The 23,201-nt window shown below is 52.8% G+C and carries 23 protein-coding genes; 1 reads left to right on the forward strand and 22 read right to left on the reverse strand.

Annotation, left to right across the window (positions count from 1 at the left end):
- Nucleotides 1-335: 335 nt before the first annotated feature.
- From Q0482_RS05205 to Q0482_RS05265, 13 genes are all read right to left on the reverse strand, one after another.
- On the reverse strand, nt 336-1,022 hold the full coding sequence (locus tag Q0482_RS05205) for a hypothetical protein (RefSeq protein WP_299144250.1): 687 nt from the start codon (nt 1,020-1,022) through the stop codon (nt 336-338).
- Nucleotides 1,023-1,122: 100 nt separating this feature from the next.
- Entirely contained in the window at nt 1,123-1,542 is a 420-nt protein-coding gene (locus Q0482_RS05210) for a F0F1 ATP synthase subunit epsilon (RefSeq protein WP_299144252.1), read from the reverse strand.
- A 3-nt stretch (nt 1,543-1,545) separates the two neighbouring features.
- Complete coding sequence (atpD, locus tag Q0482_RS05215; RefSeq protein ID WP_299144253.1) at nt 1,546-2,979, reverse strand: F0F1 ATP synthase subunit beta; 1,434 nt, start codon at nt 2,977-2,979, stop codon at nt 1,546-1,548.
- Nucleotides 2,980-3,009: 30 nt separating this feature from the next.
- On the reverse strand, nt 3,010-3,885 hold the full coding sequence (gene atpG, locus Q0482_RS05220) for an ATP synthase F1 subunit gamma (RefSeq protein WP_299144255.1): 876 nt from the start codon (nt 3,883-3,885) through the stop codon (nt 3,010-3,012).
- A gap of 5 nt (nt 3,886-3,890) precedes the next feature.
- Nucleotides 3,891-5,432, reverse strand: a complete 1,542-nt coding sequence (gene atpA / locus Q0482_RS05225; RefSeq protein ID WP_299144256.1) for a F0F1 ATP synthase subunit alpha — start codon at nt 5,430-5,432, stop codon at nt 3,891-3,893.
- Between the two features lie 19 nt (nt 5,433-5,451).
- Nucleotides 5,452-5,991, reverse strand: a complete 540-nt coding sequence (locus tag Q0482_RS05230; RefSeq protein WP_299144258.1) for a F0F1 ATP synthase subunit delta — start codon at nt 5,989-5,991, stop codon at nt 5,452-5,454.
- Between the two features lie 2 nt (nt 5,992-5,993).
- Entirely contained in the window at nt 5,994-6,488 is a 495-nt protein-coding gene (atpF, locus tag Q0482_RS05235) for a F0F1 ATP synthase subunit B (RefSeq protein ID WP_299144259.1), read from the reverse strand.
- A 33-nt stretch (nt 6,489-6,521) separates the two neighbouring features.
- Complete coding sequence (gene atpE / locus Q0482_RS05240) at nt 6,522-6,773, reverse strand: F0F1 ATP synthase subunit C (protein ID WP_008859676.1); 252 nt, start codon at nt 6,771-6,773, stop codon at nt 6,522-6,524.
- Nucleotides 6,774-6,900: 127 nt separating this feature from the next.
- Nucleotides 6,901-7,563, reverse strand: coding sequence for a F0F1 ATP synthase subunit A (atpB, locus tag Q0482_RS05245; protein WP_008859675.1), 663 nt, complete (start codon nt 7,561-7,563; stop codon nt 6,901-6,903).
- Between the two features lie 43 nt (nt 7,564-7,606).
- Entirely contained in the window at nt 7,607-7,987 is a 381-nt protein-coding gene (locus Q0482_RS05250; protein WP_273187910.1) for a hypothetical protein, read from the reverse strand.
- A 1-nt stretch (nt 7,988) separates the two neighbouring features.
- Nucleotides 7,989-8,225, reverse strand: coding sequence for an AtpZ/AtpI family protein (locus tag Q0482_RS05255; RefSeq protein WP_299144262.1), 237 nt, complete (start codon nt 8,223-8,225; stop codon nt 7,989-7,991).
- Nucleotides 8,226-8,324: 99 nt separating this feature from the next.
- Complete coding sequence (gene wecB, locus Q0482_RS05260) at nt 8,325-9,467, reverse strand: UDP-N-acetylglucosamine 2-epimerase (non-hydrolyzing) (RefSeq protein ID WP_299144264.1); 1,143 nt, start codon at nt 9,465-9,467, stop codon at nt 8,325-8,327.
- Between the two features lie 41 nt (nt 9,468-9,508).
- On the reverse strand, nt 9,509-10,576 hold the full coding sequence (locus Q0482_RS05265) for an MraY family glycosyltransferase (protein ID WP_291056358.1): 1,068 nt from the start codon (nt 10,574-10,576) through the stop codon (nt 9,509-9,511).
- Between the two features lie 840 nt (nt 10,577-11,416).
- On the opposite strand from Q0482_RS05265, the gene Q0482_RS05270 reads away from it, so the two are divergent.
- On the forward strand, nt 11,417-12,142 hold the full coding sequence (locus Q0482_RS05270) for a gamma-glutamyl-gamma-aminobutyrate hydrolase family protein (RefSeq protein WP_299144267.1): 726 nt from the start codon (nt 11,417-11,419) through the stop codon (nt 12,140-12,142).
- A 727-nt stretch (nt 12,143-12,869) separates the two neighbouring features.
- Here the strand turns inward: Q0482_RS05270 and Q0482_RS05275 are convergent.
- From Q0482_RS05275 to Q0482_RS05315, 9 genes are all read right to left on the reverse strand, one after another.
- Entirely contained in the window at nt 12,870-13,340 is a 471-nt protein-coding gene (locus Q0482_RS05275) for a MarR family winged helix-turn-helix transcriptional regulator (protein ID WP_299144270.1), read from the reverse strand.
- A gap of 147 nt (nt 13,341-13,487) precedes the next feature.
- Nucleotides 13,488-13,928, reverse strand: coding sequence for a hypothetical protein (locus Q0482_RS05280; protein ID WP_299144273.1), 441 nt, complete (start codon nt 13,926-13,928; stop codon nt 13,488-13,490).
- Nucleotides 13,929-14,111: 183 nt separating this feature from the next.
- Nucleotides 14,112-14,603, reverse strand: coding sequence for a GNAT family N-acetyltransferase (locus tag Q0482_RS05285; RefSeq protein ID WP_299144275.1), 492 nt, complete (start codon nt 14,601-14,603; stop codon nt 14,112-14,114).
- A gap of 51 nt (nt 14,604-14,654) precedes the next feature.
- A complete protein-coding gene (locus tag Q0482_RS05290) occupies nt 14,655-16,103 on the reverse strand; it encodes a serine hydrolase (RefSeq protein WP_299144278.1) in 1,449 nt (482 codons plus the stop codon).
- Between the two features lie 680 nt (nt 16,104-16,783).
- The gene (locus tag Q0482_RS05295) at nt 16,784-17,602 is read right to left on the reverse strand and encodes an ATP-binding cassette domain-containing protein (protein ID WP_299144281.1); all 819 of its coding nucleotides are present in this window, start codon (nt 17,600-17,602) and stop codon (nt 16,784-16,786) included.
- Between the two features lies 1 nt (nt 17,603).
- The gene (locus Q0482_RS05300) at nt 17,604-18,581 is read right to left on the reverse strand and encodes an ABC transporter ATP-binding protein (RefSeq protein WP_299144284.1); all 978 of its coding nucleotides are present in this window, start codon (nt 18,579-18,581) and stop codon (nt 17,604-17,606) included.
- A gap of 4 nt (nt 18,582-18,585) precedes the next feature.
- The gene (locus Q0482_RS05305) at nt 18,586-19,464 is read right to left on the reverse strand and encodes an ABC transporter permease subunit (RefSeq protein ID WP_299144287.1); all 879 of its coding nucleotides are present in this window, start codon (nt 19,462-19,464) and stop codon (nt 18,586-18,588) included.
- Nucleotides 19,461-20,483 carry an ABC transporter permease gene (locus Q0482_RS05310; protein ID WP_299144291.1) on the reverse strand — a complete coding sequence of 341 codons (1,023 nt, stop codon included), beginning with the start codon at nt 20,481-20,483 and terminating at the stop codon, nt 19,461-19,463. Before Q0482_RS05310 ends, Q0482_RS05305 begins: the two co-directional genes overlap by 4 nt.
- A 1,016-nt stretch (nt 20,484-21,499) precedes the next feature.
- Entirely contained in the window at nt 21,500-23,089 is a 1,590-nt protein-coding gene (locus Q0482_RS05315) for an ABC transporter substrate-binding protein (RefSeq protein ID WP_299144294.1), read from the reverse strand.
- Between the last annotated feature and the right edge of the window lie 112 nt (nt 23,090-23,201).

Raw genomic sequence — 23,201 nt, forward strand, 5'->3', positions numbered from 1 at the left:
ATGACATGTACTTTCTGAATTCTTCTTAACGCAATAGCATTGCTATTCAGGGGGCTGAATAAAGCCTCTCTATACTTGTCCTCTCCTCATAAGTTGCGCTATGTATAAAGCGGGTTGTTGTCCCCCCGCCTGCGGGGGGAAGGTGGTGCCGCAGGCACCAAAGGGGGAACCGCCGAAATGAGAAAAACACTTATGACTCATCTCTTCAGATGCCATGCTGTTAAATTGGCCGCTCACGCGGCCACCCCCTATCCGGCTGCGCCGGACTTCCCCCTATTCAGGGGGCAGAATAGCAAATGCATTGAGCCACTTATGAGATAGCTGCCCCTGTCCCTCTACCCTACTGTCTTTTTCATGTTCTTAATGAACCGGTCGATAATCCTTCCGTATAGGTTTTCGGGGCTGCTTTCGGCTCCTCTGGTGCGGCTGTCTTCGCTGGAGGCGATGAGGTTTCCTGTTTTGGTGTCGTACCATTCGAAGGTGACTGTGACTTCTGCATAGGGTACCCAGTGGTTGGGCACGTATTCGGGGTAGGTAACGGTACGGTAGTATTCGTGCCAGTTTCCGTCTTTATCCCGCCAGGCGTCCCGGACTTCGGTTTCTCTCCATTCCGTATGGGCGGGCACCAGGTAGGAGTCTACCTGCCAGGCGGTGAGGCGGGGCTGGATGTAGATGGCGGCGCCGCTGGCGATGGCTTTTTGGGGGATGGCGGTGTCCCTGTTCTGTATGATGGCGTCTTCTGTTTTTTCAGTGGATTCCAGTGAGCCCCGGGGTTTGGGGTTGGAAATGATAAGGGCCGGGCTTTTGACCTTTGAAAGTTTCCGGTAAAGTATTTCCTTCAGTTTCCATTCTCCTGCAGGGCTTATGTCATCGATGGCGGAGGTGTCCATTTCGCCCATGTAGATAGAGGAATGTTTTGAAAAGTCATAGGTGCTGTCTTTCCATTCGGTGTAGTCCGCCTGGGAAGGAGCTGCAGCAAGCAGGAGGAAGAAAGCAGTGAGGATGGCGATGATTTTTTTCATGGTTTTTCTCCTTTCTGTTTTCTCCATCTTATCATAAAAGGAGGGTTCGGGCATGAAAAAAGAGCTGCCGGATTTTCATTCAGCAGCTCTTTTTCAGGAATTAGAGACTTTTTGTTGCGGAGAGACGGACAAGGGCACGCATGAGGGCCAGTCTGGCGCGGTCCACATCGATTTCTTCGGTGCGGTGAGCCAGTCTTTCTTCAGCGCGTTTCTTAGCCGCCTGGGCACGGGCTACGTCAATGTTTTCTGCCAGTTCGGCCAGCGGAGCAATGACGTTGACTCTGCTGTTTTTGGTTTCAAGGAATCCGCCAAATACAGCAATGCGTTCCTCCTGGTCGCCTTTTTTCACGCGCACTACGCACATGGTAAGGGCGGCAGCAAGGGGAAGGTGGCGTTTCATGACAGCGAATTCGCCATCTTCCGCACGGGCAACCACCATGTCTACGCCGTCATCTTTATAGATGGCGCCGTCGGGACTGATGACTTCCACGTGCATAGGATTAGTAAGGGTATCAGCCATGGCTTATTCCCCTTTCTTCATCTTTTCAGCCTTTTCGATTGCTTCATCAATGGTGCCCACCATGTAGAATGCACCTTCCGGCATATCATCATGTTCGCCTGCAAGGATTTCCTTGAAGCCTCTGATGGTTTCTTTCAGCGGTACATATCTTCCCGGGGAACCGGTGAACTGTTCAGCTACGAAGAATGGCTGAGACAGGAATCTCTGGATCTTTCTTGCGCGGGCAACGATGACTTTGTCGTCGTCGGAAAGTTCTTCCATACCGAGGATGGCGATGATATCCTGCAGTTCTTTGTAGCGCTGGAGGATAGCCTGTACGCCGCGGGCTACTTCGTAGTGTTCTTTGCCCAGTACGTTCGGGTCAAGGATACGGGAAGTGGAGTCCAGGGGGTCAACGGCCGGATAGATACCCAGTTCTGCAATGGAACGGTTCAGTACGGTGGTAGCATCCAGATGGGTGAATACGCCTGCCGGAGCCGGGTCGGTGAGGTCATCGGCCGGTACATAGACTGCCTGTACGGATGTAATGGAGCCTTCTTTGGTAGAGGTGATTCGTTCCTGCAGTTCGCCGATATCGGTGGCCAGGGTTGGCTGGTAACCTACGGCAGACGGCATACGGCCCAAGAGGGCGGATACTTCGGAGCCTGCCTGTACGAAACGGAAAATATTATCTACGAAGAGAAGTACGTCCTGGTGTTCTTTATCACGGAAGTATTCTGCCATGGTGAGGCCGGTGAGAGCGACTCTCATACGGGCTCCCGGCGGTTCGTTCATCTGGCCGTATACAAGGGCTACCTTGTTCAATACGCCGGAGTCTTTCATTTCGCCCCAGAGGTCGTTGCCTTCACGGGTACGTTCGCCTACGCCGCAGAATACGGAGCAGCCGTTGTGTTCGGATGCTACGTTGTGAATCAGTTCCTGAATGAGGACTGTTTTACCTACGCCTGCACCGCCGAACAGACCTACCTTACCGCCTTTTGCGTATGGGCAGATGAGGTCTACGACTTTGATGCCGGTTTCGAAAATTTCAGCTGCCGGGGACTGGTCTTTGAAGGCCGGTGCCTGACGGTGAATGGGCCAGTAGTCTTTTGCTTTGACCGGTGTGGGGTCTTTATCTACTGTCTGGCCTAATACGTTGAAAATACGTCCAAGGACGCCGTCGCCTACCGGGGTTGCAATTGCACGGCCGGTGTCGACAGCTTTCATTCCACGTACCATGCCATCTGTGGAGCTCATGGCTACGGTGCGGACTACGCCGTCGCCGAGGTGCTGCATGGTTTCACAGATAACATCTACAGGAACGCTGCCTTTGTCGTCTTTTACATGGATTGCATTATAGATGGCAGGAAGTTCTTTGTCATCGTCGAAGGCGATATCGACTACGGCGCCGATGACCTGGACGACTTTACCTACCTGCATCTCCTGTTCATTTGCCATGAAGAAGCATTCCTCCTTAATCGATATAGGTTATTCCAGCGCAGCTGCACCGCCGACAATTTCGGAAATTTCGTTGGTAACCTGGGCCTGGCGTGCTTTGTTGTACGTAAGGTTGAGGTCGGCGATTCTTTCGGTAGCGTTGTCGGTAGCAGCGGACATGGCAGCCATTCGGCTTCCCAGTTCGGAAGCAGCAGACTGGAGCATGGCGTTGTAAACCTGGACCTGTACATATTCAGGGAGCAGTTTGGAAAGGACGGAGGCTGCATCGGGGAGGAACATATAGGGTTCTTCTGTCTGGAGCTGTCCTTCTGCTTCCTTGTCCGCATCTGCCGGGTTCTGGACGGGCAGAAGTTTTTCTACCTGTACCTGCTGGCGAAGAGCGGTGATAAATCTGGTGTAAATGATATAAACTTCATCCACTTCTTCCTTTACGAAGTAGTCAACCATTTCCTTGGCTACGTCGATGGAGTCCTGGGCCTGAGGTTTATCTGAAAATCCGAAGTGATAGGAGTCAAGATCATACCCGCGGAATTTAAGGTAGTTTTTACCCTGTTTGCCGCACACATAAAGTGCATAGGTAGAACGATCCTTACCGGAGATTTCGTGCATGGTCTGCTTCATAACGTTGGAGTTATAAGCACCGGCAAGGCCTTTATCTGCGCTGATGACGAGATATCCGACCTTCTTTACTTCACCTTCCCGAAGGAGGGGGCTGGTAAAACCGGGTGTTACCGAAGAAGCACGGCGCAGGAGCTCTCCGATTTTTTCAGCATAGGGACGGGAGCCGTTTGCCTTTTCTTCTGCTTTACGCAGGCGGGCAGCGGCAACCATCTTCATTGCTTTTGTGATCTGCTGGATGTTGGTGACAGATTTAATGCGCCCTTTTATATCACGCGTACTTTCCAATCAGATCACCCCTCTACCTTGTCAGACTTTTCAGCTTTGTTAGCTTTGTAGCGTTCTTTGAATTCAACAATAGCGGCCTTCAGTCTTTCTTCGTTTTCATCGGTCAGTTTCTTGTTCTTCACGATGTCTTCGCCGATTTCCGGATGGCTGCTGTGGAGGAATGCAAGGATCTGGTGTTCGAAGTCTACGACTTCATCTACACCGATGTCATCGAGGTAGCCTTTAACTGCTACGTAGATGGCCTGTACCTGGTCTTCGACGGGGTACGGGGAATACTGCGGCTGTTTGAGGACTTCGGTGGTTCTCTGGCCGCGGTCGATCTGTGCCTTGGTGGCAGGATCCAGGTCAGATCCGAACTGTGCGAAGGCTGCCAGTTCTCTGTACTGGGCAAGGTCCAGACGGAGGGTGCCGGCTACCTGCTTCATGGCTTTGATCTGGGCGGAGCCGCCTACACGGGATACGGAAAGGCCTACGTTGATTGCCGGACGGATACCGGAGTAGAAGAGTGCGGTTTCCAGGTAAATCTGGCCGTCGGTAATGGAAATAACGTTGGTCGGAATGTAGGCGCCTACGTCGCCTGCCAGGGTTTCAATGATCGGGAGTGCTGTAATGGAGCCGCCGCCCAGGTCTTTGGAGAGGCGTGCTGCACGTTCCAGCAGTCTGGAATGCAGATAGAATACATCGCCAGGGTATGCTTCACGTCCCGGTGGACGGCGGAGCAGCAGGGACATGGCACGGTATGCTACGGCGTGCTTGGAGAGGTCATCATAAATAATGAGGACGTCTTTGCCCTGGTGCATGAAGTGTTCGGCGATGGAGACACCGGAGTACGGTGCCAGGTACTGCATCGGGGAGCCTTCGGATGCGCCTGCATGGACGATGATGGAGTAATCCATGGCGCCTGCGGACTTCAGTTTTTCGTATACACGAACAACGTTGGAGTTCTTCTGGCCGATGGATACGTAAATACAAATGACGTTCTGACCCTTCTGGTTCAGAATGGTATCAATGCCGATGGCTGTCTTACCGGTGCCGCGGTCGCCGATGATAAGTTCACGCTGGCCTCTTCCGATAGGAACCATGGAGTCGATAGCTTTAAGACCTGTCTGCAGAGGAACATTAACCGGCTGTCTGTCGGCAATGCCCGGTGCTTTGATTTCAATGTCGCGGAATTCGTCGGTTTTGATTTCGCCTTTGCCATCAATCGGCTGGCCCAGTGCGTTAACAACGCGGCCGATAACTGCGTCGCCTACCGGTACCTGCATGAGGTGGCCTGTTCTTTTAACAGTGTCCCCTTCCTTAATGGTTTCGGACTTACCAAGAAGTACGGCACCTACGTTGCTTTCTTCCAGGTTCAGCGCCATTCCGTAAACGCCGTTCGGCAGTTCAAGGAGTTCGCCGGCCATGCAGTTCTGCAGGCCATAGACATGGGCAATGCCGTCGCCGACTTCAAGGACTGTACCAACTTCATCGACATTGAGGTCTACTTTGTAGTTTTCAATCTGTTTTTTAATGACAGATGTGATTTCATCTGAACTGATTTTCATTTCCTATAAGTCACCTCAATTATTGCATCATTTTCGCTTTCAGTGTCTGCAGGGATCTGGCCACGGAGCCATCGATGAGGCGGTCGCCCACCTGTACGGTGAATCCGCCGATCAGGGCTGCATCCACTTTCTGCTTCAGGAGAATCTTTTTGCCGGTCATGGCGGAAAGTTTTTCCTTCAGCGTTTCAGCCTGAGACTTGCTGAGCGGAAGGGCAGATGTTACCACTGCTTCTTCGACGCCCAGGCCCTGATGGGCTTGGGTTACGTAGTAGTCCACCATCATGGGGAATACATCGAAACGGTCTCTGTCCATAACCACGTAGCAGAATTGCAGGACAACCGGCTGTACCTTGTCTGCAAAGAGTTTTGTTAACGTATCTTTCTTGACATCCCTGGCAAGCAGAGGATGATTCAGAAAATCCTTGAGGTTCTGATTTTTGCGGATAGCGTCTGCAATCAGCACCAGATCTTCTTCTGTCTGTTTCAAGCTGTTCTGCTCAGCAGCGATCTCATAGATAGCACGTCCGTACTTTTTTGCAAGGATTACGTTCTTATCCATGATTACTTACCTGCTTTGCGGGCACCCAGCTTGGCGATGCTTTCCGCAATCAGCCGGTCGTTAGCTTCCGGCGTCATATTTTTGCTGATGATCTTAGCTGCAATTTCACAGGAGAGGCCTGCAACCTGAGATTTCAATTCTTCAAGAGCATCCTTGCGTTCTCTCTCGATCTGTTTGGTTGCGTTTTCCTTTTCCTTTTCAATAGCGGCATGAGCTTCTTTAATCTGGGCATCGGCCTGGACTTTGGCTTCTTTTACAGCCTTGTCCACGATTTCCTGGGCTTTAGCCTGTGCATCGCGGAGCTGTTCTTCATAGGATTCCTTCAGCTTTTCAGCGTCTGCCTTGGAAGCGGCAGCGGAGTCCAGATCATTCTTAATGCGGTTCTTACGTTCATCAAGAACTTTCAGTAGCGGTTTGTAGCAGAAATGACCAAGAATTGCACACAGAATAACGAAGTTGATGATCTGAATCAGCAGTGTACCATTCAGTTCTACCAATTCGATCCCTCCTTAAGTTAATATTGGATAATATTATTTAAGGAATGGGTTAGCGAATACGAGAACCAGAGCGATAACGATAGCAATAATCGGGATAGATTCGATAAGGCCGATGGCAACCAGCATGTTGGTAAAGAGCTTGCCGGCCATTTCAGGCTGACGGGTCATGCCTTCCAGTGCATGGGAAGCTGCTTTGGAGTCGGAGAAGGCAGCTGCGATAGATGCCAGGCCAGCGATGAAAGCGGCTGCGATAAGAGAATACTGTGCGACGATTGTCTGATCCATAATAATAATTCCTCCTGAGAATCACTTAAATATTTCCGGAGACGGCCGGTACCGATAGATTGACAAGCCGTTTGGACGGACGGTGCCGTGCCGTTTATTAAAGAGCGGCGCTCTGCTCCACCGAAGATTAGAGGCTTTCCTTCATGTACACGGAAGCCAGGGTGGTGAAAATGTATGCCTGAACTGCTCCGACAAACAAGCTGAAAGCAATCCAGATCATAGGTACGAACCACGGGCAGAGGAAATACAGAATTTCCAGCAGGATTTCGCCGGCCAGGATGTTGCCGAATAGACGCATAGCCAGCGTAACCGGCCTTGCAATCTCTTCAATCAGGTTCATCAGAACGAAAACCGGGAACGGTTCAAAAAAGTGCTTCAGCCAATGTCCAACACCTTTATTCTTAATGAAGTAGAAGTGAAGGAGCAGAGAACTGGCAATAGCCAGACCCAGTGTGGTGTTCACGTCATTGGTTGGTGAAGCAGTCAGATGCTCCGTAGGCAGAAGGCCGATCTGGTTGGCTGTAAAGATGAACAGGAAAAAGGTCAGAAGAATGTTGACTACCTGACGGTATTTATGCCCCAGATTGCTGTCAAACTGATTGCACAAACCTTCAATAAGCCATTCCACCATATTCTGCCAGCCGCCGGGAATCAAAGATTTGCCCCGGGTAGCGGCAAAGACAAGGATGAAAACGATAAGGGCTGTAAGCCATGTGGTAAAAATCGTGTCCATGTTCACAGACATGCCGAAAAGCTGCTCTACAACGTGTGTACCTGTGTGCAGATGCATAATCTCACCCCCTCTCTCTTACAAGGATGTCAAGAAAAAGTCCCTATTCCTTAATTAAACCGACCACGCGCTCTGCCAGAGTCGCGACGGGCAGTGTAAGTAAGCCACCTAAAAAGGCCAGTATATCCAGCGGGCTGAAAATCACCGCCAGGGCGCAAAGTATTTCCAAAATGAACCGCATTGTAGTGAATATGAATAGATGCTGTCCAATAAACTCCGGCTCCCTTTCAGCTTTAACCCACTGGTTAAACTTGACCACCATTAATTTATAGAAAAGTATATGGAAAAGAGTCCCCAGGGCCCAGGCAGCGCCGTAGGTCCAGCCCTTCCACGCAAAGAGGATTCCTGTGCCGACAATGAGAAATACAAGGAGAAACCTGGTCATGCGGGCTGCATAGGTTGGAAATGTAAGATCAAATTTCATGCTATTTCTTTCCCAGAATCTGTTTAATCACCGAATACATGCCGGACATGGCTCCTACAATGGAGAAAACGATGGTGCCGAAGGGAGAAGTCCCCAGGTATTCATCACATTTCAGCCCCAGCCAGAGGCCGATGCCGATGGAAACGAGGAGGGTGATGCCGGCGCCTGACGCCACTGCAATGCTGTGCAGCGGATCAAAATCATCGGGTGCTTTTTTCGAATCCTTCCTTTTTTCCATGTCTCTCCACCCTACCGGACAGGCCGGATTTGCATTTACAAAAATGGGCACGTTAAACACAAATTGCATTTATACTGTCTCAGTATACCATAACCATTGTCACTTGGCTATAAATTTAGTAGGTTTTTTGTCACTAATTCCTTCAATCCACAAAAGCGCGTCCACAATGCGCTCTGCCGAGCGGCCGTCGCCGTAGGGATTCACCGCTTCCGCCATGGATTTGTATTCCTTTTCATCGGTAAGAAGTTTGTAGGCTGTTTCGAAAACCTTCTCCTCATCGGTGCCTACCAGGCGGACAGTGCCGGCTTCCACCGCTTCCGGACGCTCTGTGGTGTCACGGAGCACCAGCACCGGTTTGCCAAGGCTGGGCGCTTCTTCCTGGATTCCGCCGGAATCGGTGAGGACGATGGCGCTTCTGGCCATAAGGTTTGTGAAAGGTTCGTATTCCATGGGTTCCACCAGATGGATGCCCGGCACCCCTTCCAGTTCCTCGGAAACCGCTTCCCGTACCAGAGGATTTCTATGAACCGGGAACACCACTTCCGTATCCGGAACCGCTTCCACCAGACGGCGCAGGGCCCGATATACATGGTGCATGGGGTCCCCCAGATTTTCGCGGCGGTGGGTGGTGACAAGAATCACCCGTTTATGCTCCTCAATGGCTTCGATTTCCGGATCCTCGAAATGGTAATCCTTCTTCACCGTATTCAGAAGGGCGTCGATGACCGTATTTCCTACTACGAAAATGGAGCTGTCCTTCTTGTTTTCACGGAGCAGATTTTCTCTTGCCGTTTCCGTAGGCGCAAAGTTCACATTGGCCAGAACGCCGGTGAGCTGGCGGTTCGCCTCCTCCGGATAGGGGGAAAGAAGATTTCCCGTCCGCAGGCCCGCCTCCACGTGGCCCACTTTAATCTGCTGGTAGAAGGCAGCCAGCGCCGCCGTAAAGGTGGTGGTGGTATCGCCGTGCACCAGTACATAGTCCGGTTTTTCCCGCTTCAGCACATCCTCCAGCCCCCGGAGCACCCGGGCGGTAATGTCATAGAGCGTCTGGCCGCTCTTCATGATGTCCAGATCATAGTCCACAGGAAGGTCGAAAAGATCCACCACCTGGTCCAGCATTTCACGGTGCTGAGCCGTGAGGCATACCTTCGTTTCGATTTCCTTGTGCTTCAGAAGCTCCCTGACAACAGGGGCCATCTTGATGGCTTCCGGCCTGGTGCCGAAAATGGTCATTACTTTCATACTATACCCTCTTTATTTAATACATTTCAAAGAAATGAAATTCACTTTTCTTCTTTTTTATCCTTCTTATGCTCCATCTGGTAGGGAGAAGGAACGATTTCCTTCATCACTCCCAGCTTTCTGGCCCAGAGGATGAAAAGAATGAGCGCAATCACCACGATGGCAATGCCCATGAGCGTACGCAGATGAATCACCAGCAGCGCCACACAGGAGAAAAAGGCGGTGAGCGCATACATAATGAGCACCACCTGCTTCTGGGTGAGCCCCTTGGCCAGGAGGCGGTGATGGAGATGGTTCTTATCCGGCGAAAAGATGGGAACGCCGCTGCTCTTGCGCCGGATGATGGCCAGGAACGTGTCCGTAATAGGCACCGCCAGCGCCACCAGCGGCACCACCAGCACCGCAGCAGCCGCAGTCTTCATGGAGCCCATAACGGAAACGGCAGCAATGATGTAGCCCAGGAACATGGACCCCGTATCCCCCATGAAAATCTTGGCAGGGTTGAAATTATACTGCAGGAATGCCAGGCAGGCACCGGTCATGGCCACCATGGCAGCAGCCGCCGTCCACTGTCCCATCTGGAAAGCCAGAAGGGCGATGGCAATGGAGGCGATGGTGGCAATCCCCGCCGCCAGCCCGTCCAGACCGTCGATGAGGTTCACCGTATTAATAAATCCGATAATCCAGAAAATGGTAAGAGGCAGGGAAATGATTTCCGGCAGATAGATGATACCCAGCCGGGGAATATGAATCCAGTCGATGTTGATGTTGAAAATCACCACCGGAATGGCAGCTGCAATAATCTGTCCCAGAAGCTTCACCTTCGGCGGCAGGGACACCACATCATCTGCAATGCCTACGATAATCAGGAACGTGGCCCCCAGCATGATGCCCACCATTTCATAGGTAAATCCGATGGTGGCAATGGCGGAAACCATGAAGCCCGCATAAATGGCCAGGCCCCCCAGCCGCGGAATGAGGCCGTGATGCACCTTCCGGGCGTCAGGCTTGTCCACGGCGCCGATACGGATAGCCAGGTTCTTCACCACCGGCGTCAGTACAAAGGTGACCACCAGGGCCGTCAGAAACGTGAACGCATAGGCGAACAACGTAACACCTCCTAAAAAAGACAATACTTCTAAGTTATTTTATCACATAGGCCGTATTTGTGAAAGAAGAGGGTGCGCGCCCTTTGGGCGCGAAGGGTTCTGAAGTTTGACCGGCCTTTGGCCGGAGGGTTATTAAGTTTGACGGGCCTGCGGCCCGAGGGTTGTGGTGGCGGCTGACGCCGCAGTATATAGAGGGCCGCTTTGCGGCCCGGGTTCAGAGGGTTAAAAAGGGAGGTTTACGGGGCTTTGCCCCGAAGGTTGTGGCCGCCTGACGGCGGCGGGTTGTGTTCGCTGCCACTCAAAGGGGCGACGGGCCTTTCAGGCCCGAGGGTTCCGGTATCGCCGCTTCGCGATGCACAGTGAACACATTTTGTAGAAGCGCCAGCGACGCGCAAAATGTACTGAGTCTTTTCCCTTTATGGACAATGAGTATGAAATCAGCGTTACGGATTTGCCCCTGCCCCACCGGTCATTCCGAGCGAAGCGAAGAATCCTGGTACACGGTGCATTTGAGACAATCGGCAATAAATACCGGCAATCGGCTGGGTCCGGCCTGATACCCTGGATTCATAAGCAGGAACGGCATTGCGATGATTAGCCGCCTTCGGTGGCTCTCCCCCTTTGGTGGCTTACGCCACCACCTTTTCCCCCTAACGGGGGCACTATGGACGTTAAGCATGGTTTCATATATACAACGCGGACAGCCGTATCACTCCACAGTCCCACTGTCTCACCGGCTCACCAGCTCACTAGTCCACCAGTCCACTAGTCCACCATTTCCCCATGTATGATATGATGGGTATATCATCAAAACCTGTTTCCCAAAAGGAGGAATTTATCTTGAATAAACCTATTGCTGCGGTAACTGCGGACACGCTTTTGGCGGATATGAAGCCCATCAACCAGAGGATGGCGGACTATGCGCCCCGGCCGCTTCTGAATGCTCTGGGAAAGGCGGGCATTCTTCCCATTATCATCGCCTATGACGACTATGCGGATCCCGAGGAATTTCTAGACACCTTCGACGCCCTGGTCCTCCCCGGCGGCCCCAATCCTTCGCCCCGCTTCTACGGAGAGGAGCCTTTGTGGTGTATCGGGCCTACCTATGAAAAGCGGGACCTTTTTGAAATCGCCCTTATCCATGCCTGCCTGAAGAGAGACAAGCCTATTCTGGGCATCTGCCGGGGCATGCAGATCCTGAACGCAGCCCTGGGCGGCACCCTCTGGCAGGACATGCAGGCCCAGAATCCCAAGGCCTTTATCCAGCACATGCAGAAGGCGCCGGGCAATATAGCCACCCATTATGTGGAAATCGAAAAGGACAGCCACCTCCACGACATCCTTGGCGACGGCCTTTACGTGAACTCCCGTCACAGGGAAGGCATCAAGAAACTGGCACCTTCCCTGAGAGCCGCTGCCCGTTCCAGAGACGGTATCATCGAAGCAGTGGAAAGCAAGGACAATGAACTCATCTGCGCCGTGCAGTGGCATCCGGAAAATATGGAAGGAAATGTCATGGACCCTCTCTTCCATGACTTTGCAGATCGGATTATCAGGATGAAATAAAGGGCCGCTTTGCGGCCCGGGTGCAAAAGGTTCTAAAGTTTGACGCCCGCTTTGCGGGCGAGGGTTCTTGGGTTTGACAGCGTCCTTTGGACGCTGAGGGTTGTGGTGGCGGCTCCGCCGCAGTATAAAAAGGGGGGCGCGGCTGACGCCGCAGGTTGTGGCCTGCTGACGCAGGCGGGTTGTGTAGAAGGGTTGTAGCTGAAAAGGTTCTTAGGATTGACCGGCTTCCAGCCGGAAGGTTCTCAGGTTTGACGGCCCAAAGGGCCGAGGATTGTGGTATCGCCGCCTTTGGCGGCGATGAGCTTTAATGCCGCCTGTCGGCGGCAGGCGTTACGGAAATTCCCTCCGAACGCAGTCATTCTGAGCCGCAGGCGAAGAATCTCGGTACGCACTGTGAATGATTCATTTATCATTAAATACCAGTCGGCAGGGAAGGATCGCTAAATGTAGAGGCTAAAGCAATTAGCTTCCGGCTGCCGGCTGAGTCCGACTTATACCTTTAGATTCATCAGCAGGAATCGCATTAAAGTGATTAGCCGCCCAAGGTCGGCTTTTCCCCCTTTGGTGCCTGCGGCACCACCTTTCCCCCGCTGTGCGGGGGCACAATAAAGCTCCGTGAAGTATTTCTATCATACTTTCTGCGCAGCCCGCCGGTGCTGTCGCAATAAAAAAAGAACTGTGAGCCCTTCTCTCACAGTTCTTTTTGCTTGTCAAATTCTGCTCATCATCAGCCCATGTCCAGGTTTTTCATGATACGGCTGAGTACGCCGCGGAATACCTGCATGTCGCTTTCCGGAATCCCTTCGTAGAAGGATTCGTCCAGGTCCTTGGACGCTTCCCGGCTGGCCTGTTCCACCTGTTTTGCCTTGTCCGTCATAAAGAGGCGGTATTTCCTGGCATCATCGGGCATCCTTTCCTTGCGGATCAGTCCCTTTTCAATCATGGACTTCACCATCACCGTAATGGTGGGATTGGTAAGGTGCAGATGATCTTCCAGCGTTTTCTGGGTAACCACTTCTTTTTTATGGGTAGACAAATAGGCAATAATGAGGGACTGCCTTGCGGTCAGGCCGAATTTCTTCATAATGCCTGACTGCCGAAGCAGCATCATTTTATGGGCCTGGCCCAGATTGTAGGTCAATCCCAGTTTATCACTTTCTTTTAGATCATCCGGTTTTAAATGAATCTGTCTTTTCATAACTCTCACCTTACTCTAAGACACCTGCAAAGCCTTTTCACCAGGTTTGCGGAAAATGTTTAAAATCGTATACAGTCTGATATTTCAGCTCGCATTCAGTGTTTTATACATTATACAATAAAATCATGTTCATCGTCAAAAAAAGGATTAAATTCTTTCTTGAAACGGATCCTTCACCTCATGCACATCCCAGCGGTCATCCCTGTTGATTTCTCCGTGATAGGTATGTTCTCCCAGGGTAATGAGGAAATAGACATGGCCCTGCCCTTCCCTGCGGACCACGGAAAAGGCATCCCTGTCCACATGACAGCTGCCTTTCCACATAATTCTCATATTCTGACGGATAGTCAGTGTCATCACATGGTTTTCCGATGTCATATGAAATTCTGTCATCCGTCCGAATCCATCATTGAAATAAAGGGTGGATTCGGATTCCCGGGCTGCTCCTTCCGAGGAGAAGGCAGAGGAAAACTGCATAGTACTGCCGCTTTGGGCCGGAACCGTTCCATTTCCTCCATCCACAGCTCCTGCCACAGCAGGCAGAAGGCAGAAGGATAGAAGCAGGCCTCCCATGATACGGTGTTTCATAAATGTAACCCCCATATATGAGATAGAATCCATAGTAAAAATTATATATATTTATTATAAATCATCTGCCCACGGAAAGAAAGGATATCCGTCTATGCAGGAGGAATCCGGAAAATCCCTGTATTATCAGTGTGTATCTGCTTTTCTTTCTGCAACTTATAAATATTTTTTATAGCAGTCTGTTTAAAATGTAAGCCTCATCTGGTACCATACTACATGTCCATGGGTGGAGCCGGAAACGCCTTCATTGACGAAGCCGAATCCTGCATAGTAATGGACCAGTTTATCCTTGCATGTAAGGACGATGCCCTTTTTCCCTTCTGCCCGGGCCTGTTTCTTAAAGGCTTCGATGAGCCGTCCTGCGCAGCCCTGCCTGCGGAAGGCAGGAATGGTGTTCAAGCCGAAGATCATCTGCCAGGCTCCCTTTTCATTGTGGAGGGACGCATCCTCATACATTTCATCCCGCAGATCCTTTTCTTCGGTGGTCATGCCGTCGATGAAGCCCACCAGTTTCCCGTCCCTGTATAAAAGGAGGAAATGGTTGGGATACACGGAAAGGCGCTCCCTGATTTCCTTTGCCGTAGCGGCTTCAGCTTTCGGGAAACATTCCGCCTCTACTGCCGCCAGCGCTTCCGCATCTTCCGGTGTGCCCTGTCTGATTTTATATTCTGTCATGTGTACTCTTCCTTCTCTTAAAATTCCGCAGGATGCCCCTGCGGAATTTTATTATATCATCTTTACCTTTTCAAAGCAGATGGAATGCACTTTCGGCTCCATGAGAAGATGGAAGCCGGCGATACTGCCTGTATCATCGGCGTAGAAGGTAAGGGGTATACGGTATAAATCCGTATCCTCCTTCACCTCATCCACCTGGAAGGTGTCGTAGTAGAGATGGGTCATAGGCCGGTCTTTCACTTCCCTTTCCTGAAGGAAAAGCCTGCCCTCCTTTTCCGTTACAGAGAAAGTGCCGTAGCCGGGGTTCCAATAGGCACCGGTGTAGTCCGAAAGGCTGTGGGAGAGGGGCCCTTCTGCCCGGCTTTCCGGCAGGCAGTCAAACTCCAGATGGTGATACATGTCCTCCGGCGCACGGGATTTCCCTGCCTCCGTATACATGCCGTACCAGTCCTCTTCCTCCCGTCCCAGGAAGGCATCCAGAAGAAAGCCCTGGGCTGCGAAAATCAAAGGATTGTCCGGCGCGTGGAGATTCATCAGGTACACCGCCCCCGATGACAGGGAAGGAATATAGAACTGGAAGGCGCTGTACCCTTCGATTTTTCCGGTGTGCTGCTGCACAATAGCGCCGTGGTATTCCATAATCCGCCAGCCGAAACCATATCCCAGGCTCCTTCCGCCCTTCACATGGGGATAATCCATGAGCATCTGGGGCTTATGCATTTCAAGGAAATCAGAAGGTGAAAGGAGGTAGCTGCCATCCTTCTCCCCTCCTTGTATATGAAGGGAAATCCATTTCACCATGTCCTCCGCCGTACTCATGACAGAACCGCAGGGCCCTGCCTGGTCAATGTTCCAGCGGGGAATTTCATGAAGGCCATGATCCCACCAAAAGGGCATGGCACAGTTGTCATCAGACGCCGCCTCGTCCATAAGGCAGAAGGTGCGGTCCATGCCAAGGGGCTCAAAAATTTCCTCCCGGAGAATGGTTTCCCACTTCTTCCCGGTCACCGCCTCCATAATGCCCCCCACCGCCGCATACATGACATTACTGTACTGGGCCAGGGTGCGGAATGGCGCATTGGGTTCCAGATATTTCAGCCGCTTCAGAAACTCCACCCGGGAAATGGAATTGTCCGGCCAGGCGCCGTCATGGCCGCCTACGCCGGTGCGGTGGCAGAGCATATCCCGAATGGTCACCATAGCCGACGCCTCCCTGTCCCAGAGGGCAAAGCCGGGAATGTAGGAAGAAATAGGTGCGTCCATATCAAGGAGCCCTTTCTCCGAAAGCTTCATCACCGCCAGGGCGGTCATGGATTTGCTGCAGGAACCGATACCGCTGATGGTATCCGTAAGGAAAGGATGGCCCGCCCTATCCCTTACGCCGAAGCTTTCCATATGAACCCGGCCCTTTTCGATGACCCCAAGGGCCATGCCGGGTATATCGTAATAGGTCATCATCTTCTCTATGAGATGGGAGAGTTTTTCGTAGTCAATAGTCATGGATGGCACCTCCTTATAAATGGTTCAGAGGATTCGGCCCGCCGCCATTTTATTGTCACCCCGCTTGCGGGGGGAAGGTGGTGCCGACAGGCACCAAAGGGGGCGGGCCCTTCGGGCCCACAGGTTGTGTGGAAAGGTTCTTAAGATTGACCGGCCTTACGGCCGGAGGGTTCTCAGGTTTGACGGGCCTTTGGCCCGAGGGTTGTGGATTGCCGCCGTTGGCGGCAATGAAGTATAAAGTCAGCGTTACGGAAATGCCTTCCCGCCCTCATCGTCAGAATACTGAGCTGCAGGCGAAGAATCTTGGTACGAGGCACATTTGAGGCAATCGGTATTAAACACCTGTCGGCGGGAAGGAGTGGAGTCATGCAGAGATGAAAGCAATCAGCTTCCGGCTGCCAGCTGCCGTCTGTCCGGCACGATACTATTAGATTCATAAGCAAGAACCGCGTTACGATGATTAGCGGCCTACGGCCGCTTTCCCCCCTTTGGTGCCTACGGCACCACCTTCCTCCACGGGAAAGCGTCTCACACGATTCTCAGGTCGCTAACGCTCCCCTACGAATCGTGTTCGCTTGCCACCTCGCTGAAGCGGTGGGACTATGGGTACTTACCAATATGTCACCGCTTGCAGGGTAGCTCAGTCAAGCAAGCGGATAGCGGACAGCCGACCATCGGCCTCACCCCAGCTCCGTAATCCTTGCAGGCACCGCGAAAGGTTTGCCTATCATAGGTACGGCGGCGATGAGTTCTTTGGTGTAGGGGTCCCTGGGGTGGCAGAGGATTTCATCGGAGGGCCCCATTTCCACGATTCTCCCCTTCTGCATGACGGCGGTGCGGTCGGAGATATAGCGCACCACTGCCAGGTTGTGGGAGATGAAGAGATAGGTGAGGTGGAGTTTTTCCCGAAGGTCCATGAGAATGTTCAGCACCTGGGCCTGCACGGATACGTCCAGGGCGGAGGTAGGTTCGTCCAGGATGAGGATTTCCGGATTGGTCATAAGGGCCCGGGCGATGGAGATGCGCTGGCGCTGGCCGCCGGAAAATTCATGGGGATAGCGATCCATTACGCTTTTCCGAAGGCCTACCATTTCCAGGAGCATTTCCGCCCGTTCCTTCCGGTGGGCTTCGGAAAATTCACCCATTACCCGGGCAGGCTCCATGATAATATCCCCTATTTTCATGCGGGGCGACAGGGAGGAGTAGGGGTCCTGGAAGACGATCTGTATTTTCTTCCGGATTTCCTTTACCTCCTTTTCCTTTGCATGGGAAATATCTTTTCCGTAAAGAAGGATTTCACCGCCGGTGGGCTCCGCCAGATGGATGATGAGGCTGGCCAGGGTAGATTTCCCGCAGCCCGACTCTCCTACAATGCCAAGAGATTCCCCTTTGGCAAGGGACAGGGTAATGCCGTTCAAGGCGTGTACTTCCTTTGATTTTCCCCAGAAGCTCCGGGTGTGGAAAGTCTTCCTTACGTTCTTGATTTCCAGTATGTCCATGTCACACCTCCTCGGGATGGCAGCAGTATACGGTATGGCCTTTTGCGATTTCCACAGACGACGGCAGGCCTTCCCTGCAGGCGGCGGTGGCCCTCGGGCAGCGGGGTGCAAAGCGGCAGCCCGCCATTTTTTCTGATGGATCCGGCACCATGCCGGGGATGGCAGTAAGCCGTTCATGGGTATTCTCTCCGGTGAATTTGGGCAGCGCCCCGATGAGGGCCCGGGTGTAGGGGTGGCAGGGTTCTTGAAGCACAGAGGCAGTGTCGCCGGACTCCACGATGTGGCCGGAGTACATGACGGAAATAGAATCGCAGATTTCCGAAATCACACCCAGGTCGTGGGAAATGAAGAGCACCGCGGTCTTCAGGTTCCGGCAGGCTTCTTTGATAAGGTAAAGAATCTGGGCCTGCACTGTCACGTCCAGGGCGGTGGTGGGCTCGTCGGCAATGAGAAGCTTGGGATGGCAGGAAAGGGCAATGGCTATCATGACACGCTGGCGCATGCCGCCGGAAAGTTCGTAGGGATAGCAGTGAATCACATCCTCCGCGTTCCGTATATGCACCTCTTCCAGCAGGGAGACAGCTTTCTTGAATGCTTCTTCCTTTGAAATTTTTTCATGGGTTCTGATGACGTCGGTCATCTGGGTGCCGATGGTAAAAACCGGATTGAGGCAGGTCATGGGCTCCTGGAAAATCATGGACACATCCCTTCCCCGCACTTCTTCCATGCTTTTTCGGCCAAGCCCCAGAAGCTGCCGTCCGCAGAGGCGGATGGAGCCGTCCAGCTCCGCCTTGCCTCCGCCGGGGAGGAGTCGGGTAACGGCAAAGGCGGTCATGGATTTTCCGCTGCCCGACTCACCCACCAGACCCATGATTTTTCCCTCTCCCACTTCCAGGTTCACATCATGGAGGATGGGAATCATACCCTTCTTGGACGGAAGGGATAAAGACAGGTGTTCGATTTCAAGTACATTTTCCATGTCATCACTCTCCGCTTCTCGGGTCAAGAATGTCTCTGAGCCCATCGCCTAAAAGGTTGAAGCCCATCACCGTTACCAGGATGAAAAGTCCGGGGAAAGCCGCGTACCACCACTGGTCAATGGCATAGACCCGGGCGGTGGAAATCATGGCGCCCCATTCCGGCATAGGCGGCTGGGCGCCAAGGCCGATGAAGCTCATGGAGGAAGCAATAAGGATGGCGTCGCCAATGCCCAGGGTCATCTGCACCATAAGGGGTGAAAGGCAGTTGGGCACAATGTGGTGGAGCACGATCCAGAAGGGAGAGGCACCGAAGGTTTTTGACGCCTTCACATAGGGCTCCTCCTTCAGGGACAGCACCTGCCCCCGCATGAGGCGGACGTAGAGAGGAATCCTGACGATGCACACCGCCAGCATGGTATTGAAAAGGCCCACCCCCAGGGCCGCCGTGAGAGCCAGGGCCAGCACCATGGAGGGGAAGGAAAGAATCATGTCCGTCAAAGCCATGATGATACGGTCCACCCTTCCGCCGCAGAAGCCGGAGAAACTGCCGATGGCCACGCCAATGACAGCGGCAATGATGACGATAGAAAGACCTACGGTAATGGAAATCCGGGCGCCGTAGAGAATGCGGGAGAAAATGTCCCGTCCCATTTCATCGGTGCCGAAGAAATGGTGCAGCGATGGCGCCTGCAGCCGTCCTGACACATTCATAAGATTCGGGTCCCAGGGGCTGATGAGGGGTGCCAGAATGCCCAGGAGGATGATGAGGAGCACAATCACCATACCAGCCAGGGTGAGTTTGTTTTTCAAAAGGATATCCAGGGATTTGTGGAAAAAGCTTTCCCGCTCCTCTAGGATTTCCTCCGCCTTCACATCGGTCATTTCTCATCACCTCCGCTGATCTGTGGATTCAGGATATTGTAAATCATATCCACCACCATATTAATCACCACATAGCCCACGGACACCACCAGGGTAAAGCCCATAATGGCAGGGAAATCCAGATAGGCAATGGAATCCATCACATATTTTCCCATGCCCGGCCAGCCGAAGATGGTTTCCGTAATGACGGCGCCACCCAGAAGCTCGCCGATGGTGAGGCCGGTGATGGTGACCGTCGGAATCAATGCATTTTTCAAGGCATAGCGGTAAATGATGCGGCGCCGCGGAATGCCGCAGGCTTTGGCGGTGCGGATATAGTCCTGTTCCAGCACGTCCACCATGCCGCTCCTCACCTGCCGGGCAATGATGGCCAGCTGGGCGTAGGCCAGGCAGAGGGCGGGGAGCAGCAGATGATGGATGGCGGAAATCACCACATCCATATTTCCTGCAATAAGTCCGTCAATCACATAAAGCCCTGTCACCTGCGGCGGCGGTGTAAGGAAGGTGTCCAGCCTGCCGGAGGCGGGGAAAATGGGAATCACTTTATAAAAGAGGATGAGGCATACCACGCCGGACCAGAAAAGAGGAATGGACACGCCTACCATGGAAATCACCCGGCTCACGTGGTCTATCCAGCTGTCCCGGTGCACCGCCGAGAGGACCCCCAGAAAGATACCAAAGACCACTGCAATCACCATGGCCGCCAGGGTCAGTTCCAGGGTGGCAGGGAAATAGCGGGCCAATTCGCCGGACACCGGCATCTGGGTGCGGATGGAAACGCCCATGTCCCCATGAGCCAGACCCTCCATGTACATGGCGTACTGGGTGAGCACCGGTTTATCCAGCCCCAGGGACTGGCGCGCCGCCTCCAGCGTCTCCGGCGACGCGTGAGGCCCCACCAGCATGCGGGCCGGGTCACCGGGAATGACATGGGATATGCAGAAAGTGACAATGGAAACGCCGATAAACACAAGGACGAGATGTATCAGTTTTTGAAATATAAATCTCCATGAAATCATAAGCCCTCCTTGTATGATATGACTGAAGGTTCTCAAGTTTGATGGGCCTGTCGGCCCAAGGGTTCTTAAGTCTGACAGCCCTGCGGGCTGAAGGTTGTGGTGGCGGCTACGCCGCAGTATGAAAAGGGGCGCGGCTTCGCCGCAGGTTGTGTAAAAGGGTCCTTAAGTTTGACCGGCCTTTGGCCGGAGGGTTCTCAGGTTTGACGGCGCCTGCGGCGCCGAGGGTTGTGGATTGCCCTTCGGGCAATGAATATAAAGTCAGCGTTATGTACTAACCTTCCCGCCCTCATCGTCATTCTGTGCGCCAGCGAAGAATCTCGGTAAGAATTGCTGATGACTCTTACTAGTCCACTATTCCACCAACTCACTAAAGAATCCCAGTCGGAGGGAAGGAGGCTGGAAGCAAAGGCAAACGCAATCAACTTCCGGCTACCAGCTAAGGAAGCGCTGATTAAATCATTGTCTGCTCTCATTCTTGAATTTTCATGCAATGCGAGGAATGGGATGACGAGAATAGCAAGCTATTTAAGGAGTCCCATGACGAAGCAGTGCATAAAAATTCTTATGAAAGCAGACTCTGTGAATTAATCAGTGCTTCCCTGAGCTTGGCCTGATGCCTTGGATTCATAAGCAGGAGCAGCATTACTGCGATTGGCCGCCTACAGGCGGCCACCCCCTATCCCGCTTCGCGGGACTTACCCAAAGGGAAGCGTGTCACTGGATTCTCAGTCGCCTTACGGCTCCCTACGAATCCAGTTCCCTTGCCACCCCTATTCAGGGGGCAGAATATGCCTCTCTATGTTTTCCTGCAGAACCATGTGACGCCATTACCCAGCACTCATAGTGTCCCCGCTTCCCGTGGAGAAAGGCGGTGACTGCGAAGCGGTCACGCAGCGGCTGGCAGGCAGCCGGCGATAACGCACGGGAACCGGAAAACTGTCCCACTATCTTATCCACTAGAAAAAGGGCTTTGCGGGAAAGTCCTTTTTCTAGGGAAGCACTGATTCATTCAGAAATTATTCCTTGGAAAGGTGTTCGAAATCGTACATGCTGTCCAGCATGGGGTTATAGGCGAAGCCCTTGATATTGGCTCTCATGGGGGTGAGCACCTTGGTCTGGAAGAGGAAGAGGTAGGGGGCGTCATCAAAGGCCATGTGCTGCACCTTCTTGTAGATTTCCGTTCTGCCGTCTTTGTCGGTCATTACCTCAGCCTCACGGAGGAGGGCATCCACTTCATCATTCTTATAGAAGGAGCGGTTGCCTGGCAGGCCCCAGTAGGAGGAGTCAAGCCAGTAGGAAAGGAAGAACTGGGGATCGCTATAGTCCGGGCTCCAGGTGCCCAGGGCCATCTGGAAATCGCCCTTGTCCGCTCTCTGGCGGAAGGTGGCCCAGGCCACTTTTTCCAGGTTCACTTTGATACCCAGCTGCTGCAGGTTATTCTGGATGATTAAGGCTTCCGCTTCGTCAAAGGCTGCATGGCCGGAGTAGAGCAGGTTGATTTCCGTCACGTTCTCTCCGGATTTGGCCAGAAGTTCCTTTGCCTTGTCCAGATTATAGGAATAGCCCTTGATGGATTCATCCTTACCCCACATGCCTTCCGGCACAGCACTGGTGAGCTGCTGGCCCCGGCCCTTCACAGCGCCATCGATGATGGCATTGTAATCAATGGCATAGGAGAGAGCCTGGCGGAATACCTTGTTGCTGGTGGGGAGTTTCTGGTTGTTCAGGTATACAATGGAGCAGAGGAGGGACGGATCTTCATAAATATGGATGGCCTTGTTATCCTTCAGCTGGTCGATCTGGTCCATGGGGATGCCTTCCGCAATATCAATATCCCCCTTCTCCAGCTGCAGACGCTGGGCGGAAGGATCCTTGATGCTGTTGAAGAGGATATGTTTGATGGCCGGCGCTTTGCCGGAGTAATTCTTCTGCACATCCAGCTTGATGGACTGGCTGGGGGTGTAGGAAGTAATTTCATAGGCACCGGAACCCATGGTGTGGGTAGCCAGGTAGGAAGAACCCATGTCGTTGTCCTTGGCCTGGTCCATAACCTTCGGATTCACAATGGAGGAACCGTTCACAGCCAGGGTGTAGAGGAAAGGAGCAAAAGGCTTGGCCAGCTGGAAGACGACGGTCTTATCATCGGGAGCTTCGATGGATTTTACCACCTTGAAATAGTCGGAGGGCCCTTTCTTCATTTTCTGTACACGTTCAATGGAGAACTTCACCGCCTTGGCATCCACCGGAGAGCCGTCGGCAAACTTATGCCCCTCATTCAGGGTAAAGGTCCAGGTGAGGCCGTCATCGCTGACAGTCCAGGACTTGGCCAGGGAAGGCTCCACTTCCGTAGTGGCCTTGCCGTCCACTACCTTGTATTTCACAAGCCTTTCATAAGCGGGATAGGTAATCTGCCAGCCCTTGTTATCCATGGTGACTGCAGGGTCCAGGGTTTCCGGATCCACCGCCATGCCTACCACAATGGTGTCCTTCGGTACGGACCCGCCGCCGGAAGCGCTTCCCGACTGTCCGCCGCCGCAGCCGGCAAAACCAAGAACGGTCAGTCCCAGCAGGGAACCGGTAATTACAGCTTTCAGAAGTTTTTTCATAATCTCTCCCCCTTCGGAAGCACCGATCCGCTCATAGAGTCTGCTTTCATAAAAATTTTTATGCACTGCCGCGTCATGGGACTCCTTAAATAGCTCGCTATTTGCGTCATCC

The sequence above is a fragment of the uncultured Dialister sp. genome, assembly GCF_937959425.1.
GTDB lineage: Bacteria > Bacillota > Negativicutes > Veillonellales > Dialisteraceae > Dialister.

What these genes read in the sequence shown, in the direction of transcription:
- Q0482_RS05210 (WP_299144252.1), bottom strand. Translation starts at nt 1,542, where the DNA reads ATGGCTGATACCCTTACTAATCCTATGCACGTGGAAGTCATCAGTCCC.
- Q0482_RS05290 (WP_299144278.1), bottom strand. Translation starts at nt 16,103, where the DNA reads ATGACTATTGACTACGAAAAACTCTCCCATCTCATAGAGAAGATGATG.
- Q0482_RS05300 (WP_299144284.1), bottom strand. Translation starts at nt 18,581, where the DNA reads ATGGAAAATGTACTTGAAATCGAACACCTGTCTTTATCCCTTCCGTCC.
- atpA (WP_299144256.1), bottom strand. Translation starts at nt 5,432, where the DNA reads ATGAAAATCAGTTCAGATGAAATCACATCTGTCATTAAAAAACAGATT.
- Q0482_RS05255 (WP_299144262.1), bottom strand. Translation starts at nt 8,225, where the DNA reads ATGGAAAAAAGGAAGGATTCGAAAAAAGCACCCGATGATTTTGATCCG.
- Q0482_RS05250 (WP_273187910.1), bottom strand. Translation starts at nt 7,987, where the DNA reads ATGAAATTTGATCTTACATTTCCAACCTATGCAGCCCGCATGACCAGG.
- Q0482_RS05205 (WP_299144250.1), bottom strand. Translation starts at nt 1,022, where the DNA reads ATGAAAAAAATCATCGCCATCCTCACTGCTTTCTTCCTCCTGCTTGCT.
- Q0482_RS05305 (WP_299144287.1), bottom strand. Translation starts at nt 19,464, where the DNA reads ATGACCGATGTGAAGGCGGAGGAAATCCTAGAGGAGCGGGAAAGCTTT.
- Q0482_RS05280 (WP_299144273.1), bottom strand. Translation starts at nt 13,928, where the DNA reads ATGAAACACCGTATCATGGGAGGCCTGCTTCTATCCTTCTGCCTTCTG.
- Q0482_RS05295 (WP_299144281.1), bottom strand. Translation starts at nt 17,602, where the DNA reads ATGGACATACTGGAAATCAAGAACGTAAGGAAGACTTTCCACACCCGG.
- Q0482_RS05315 (WP_299144294.1), bottom strand. Translation starts at nt 23,089, where the DNA reads ATGAAAAAACTTCTGAAAGCTGTAATTACCGGTTCCCTGCTGGGACTG.
- Q0482_RS05275 (WP_299144270.1), bottom strand. Translation starts at nt 13,340, where the DNA reads ATGAAAAGACAGATTCATTTAAAACCGGATGATCTAAAAGAAAGTGAT.
- wecB (WP_299144264.1), bottom strand. Translation starts at nt 9,467, where the DNA reads ATGAAAGTAATGACCATTTTCGGCACCAGGCCGGAAGCCATCAAGATG.
- Q0482_RS05285 (WP_299144275.1), bottom strand. Translation starts at nt 14,603, where the DNA reads ATGACAGAATATAAAATCAGACAGGGCACACCGGAAGATGCGGAAGCG.
- Q0482_RS05230 (WP_299144258.1), bottom strand. Translation starts at nt 5,991, where the DNA reads ATGGATAAGAACGTAATCCTTGCAAAAAAGTACGGACGTGCTATCTAT.
- atpE (WP_008859676.1), bottom strand. Translation starts at nt 6,773, where the DNA reads ATGGATCAGACAATCGTCGCACAGTATTCTCTTATCGCAGCCGCTTTC.
- Q0482_RS05310 (WP_299144291.1), bottom strand. Translation starts at nt 20,483, where the DNA reads ATGATTTCATGGAGATTTATATTTCAAAAACTGATACATCTCGTCCTT.
- atpD (WP_299144253.1), bottom strand. Translation starts at nt 2,979, where the DNA reads ATGGCAAATGAACAGGAGATGCAGGTAGGTAAAGTCGTCCAGGTCATC.
- atpB (WP_008859675.1), bottom strand. Translation starts at nt 7,563, where the DNA reads ATGCATCTGCACACAGGTACACACGTTGTAGAGCAGCTTTTCGGCATG.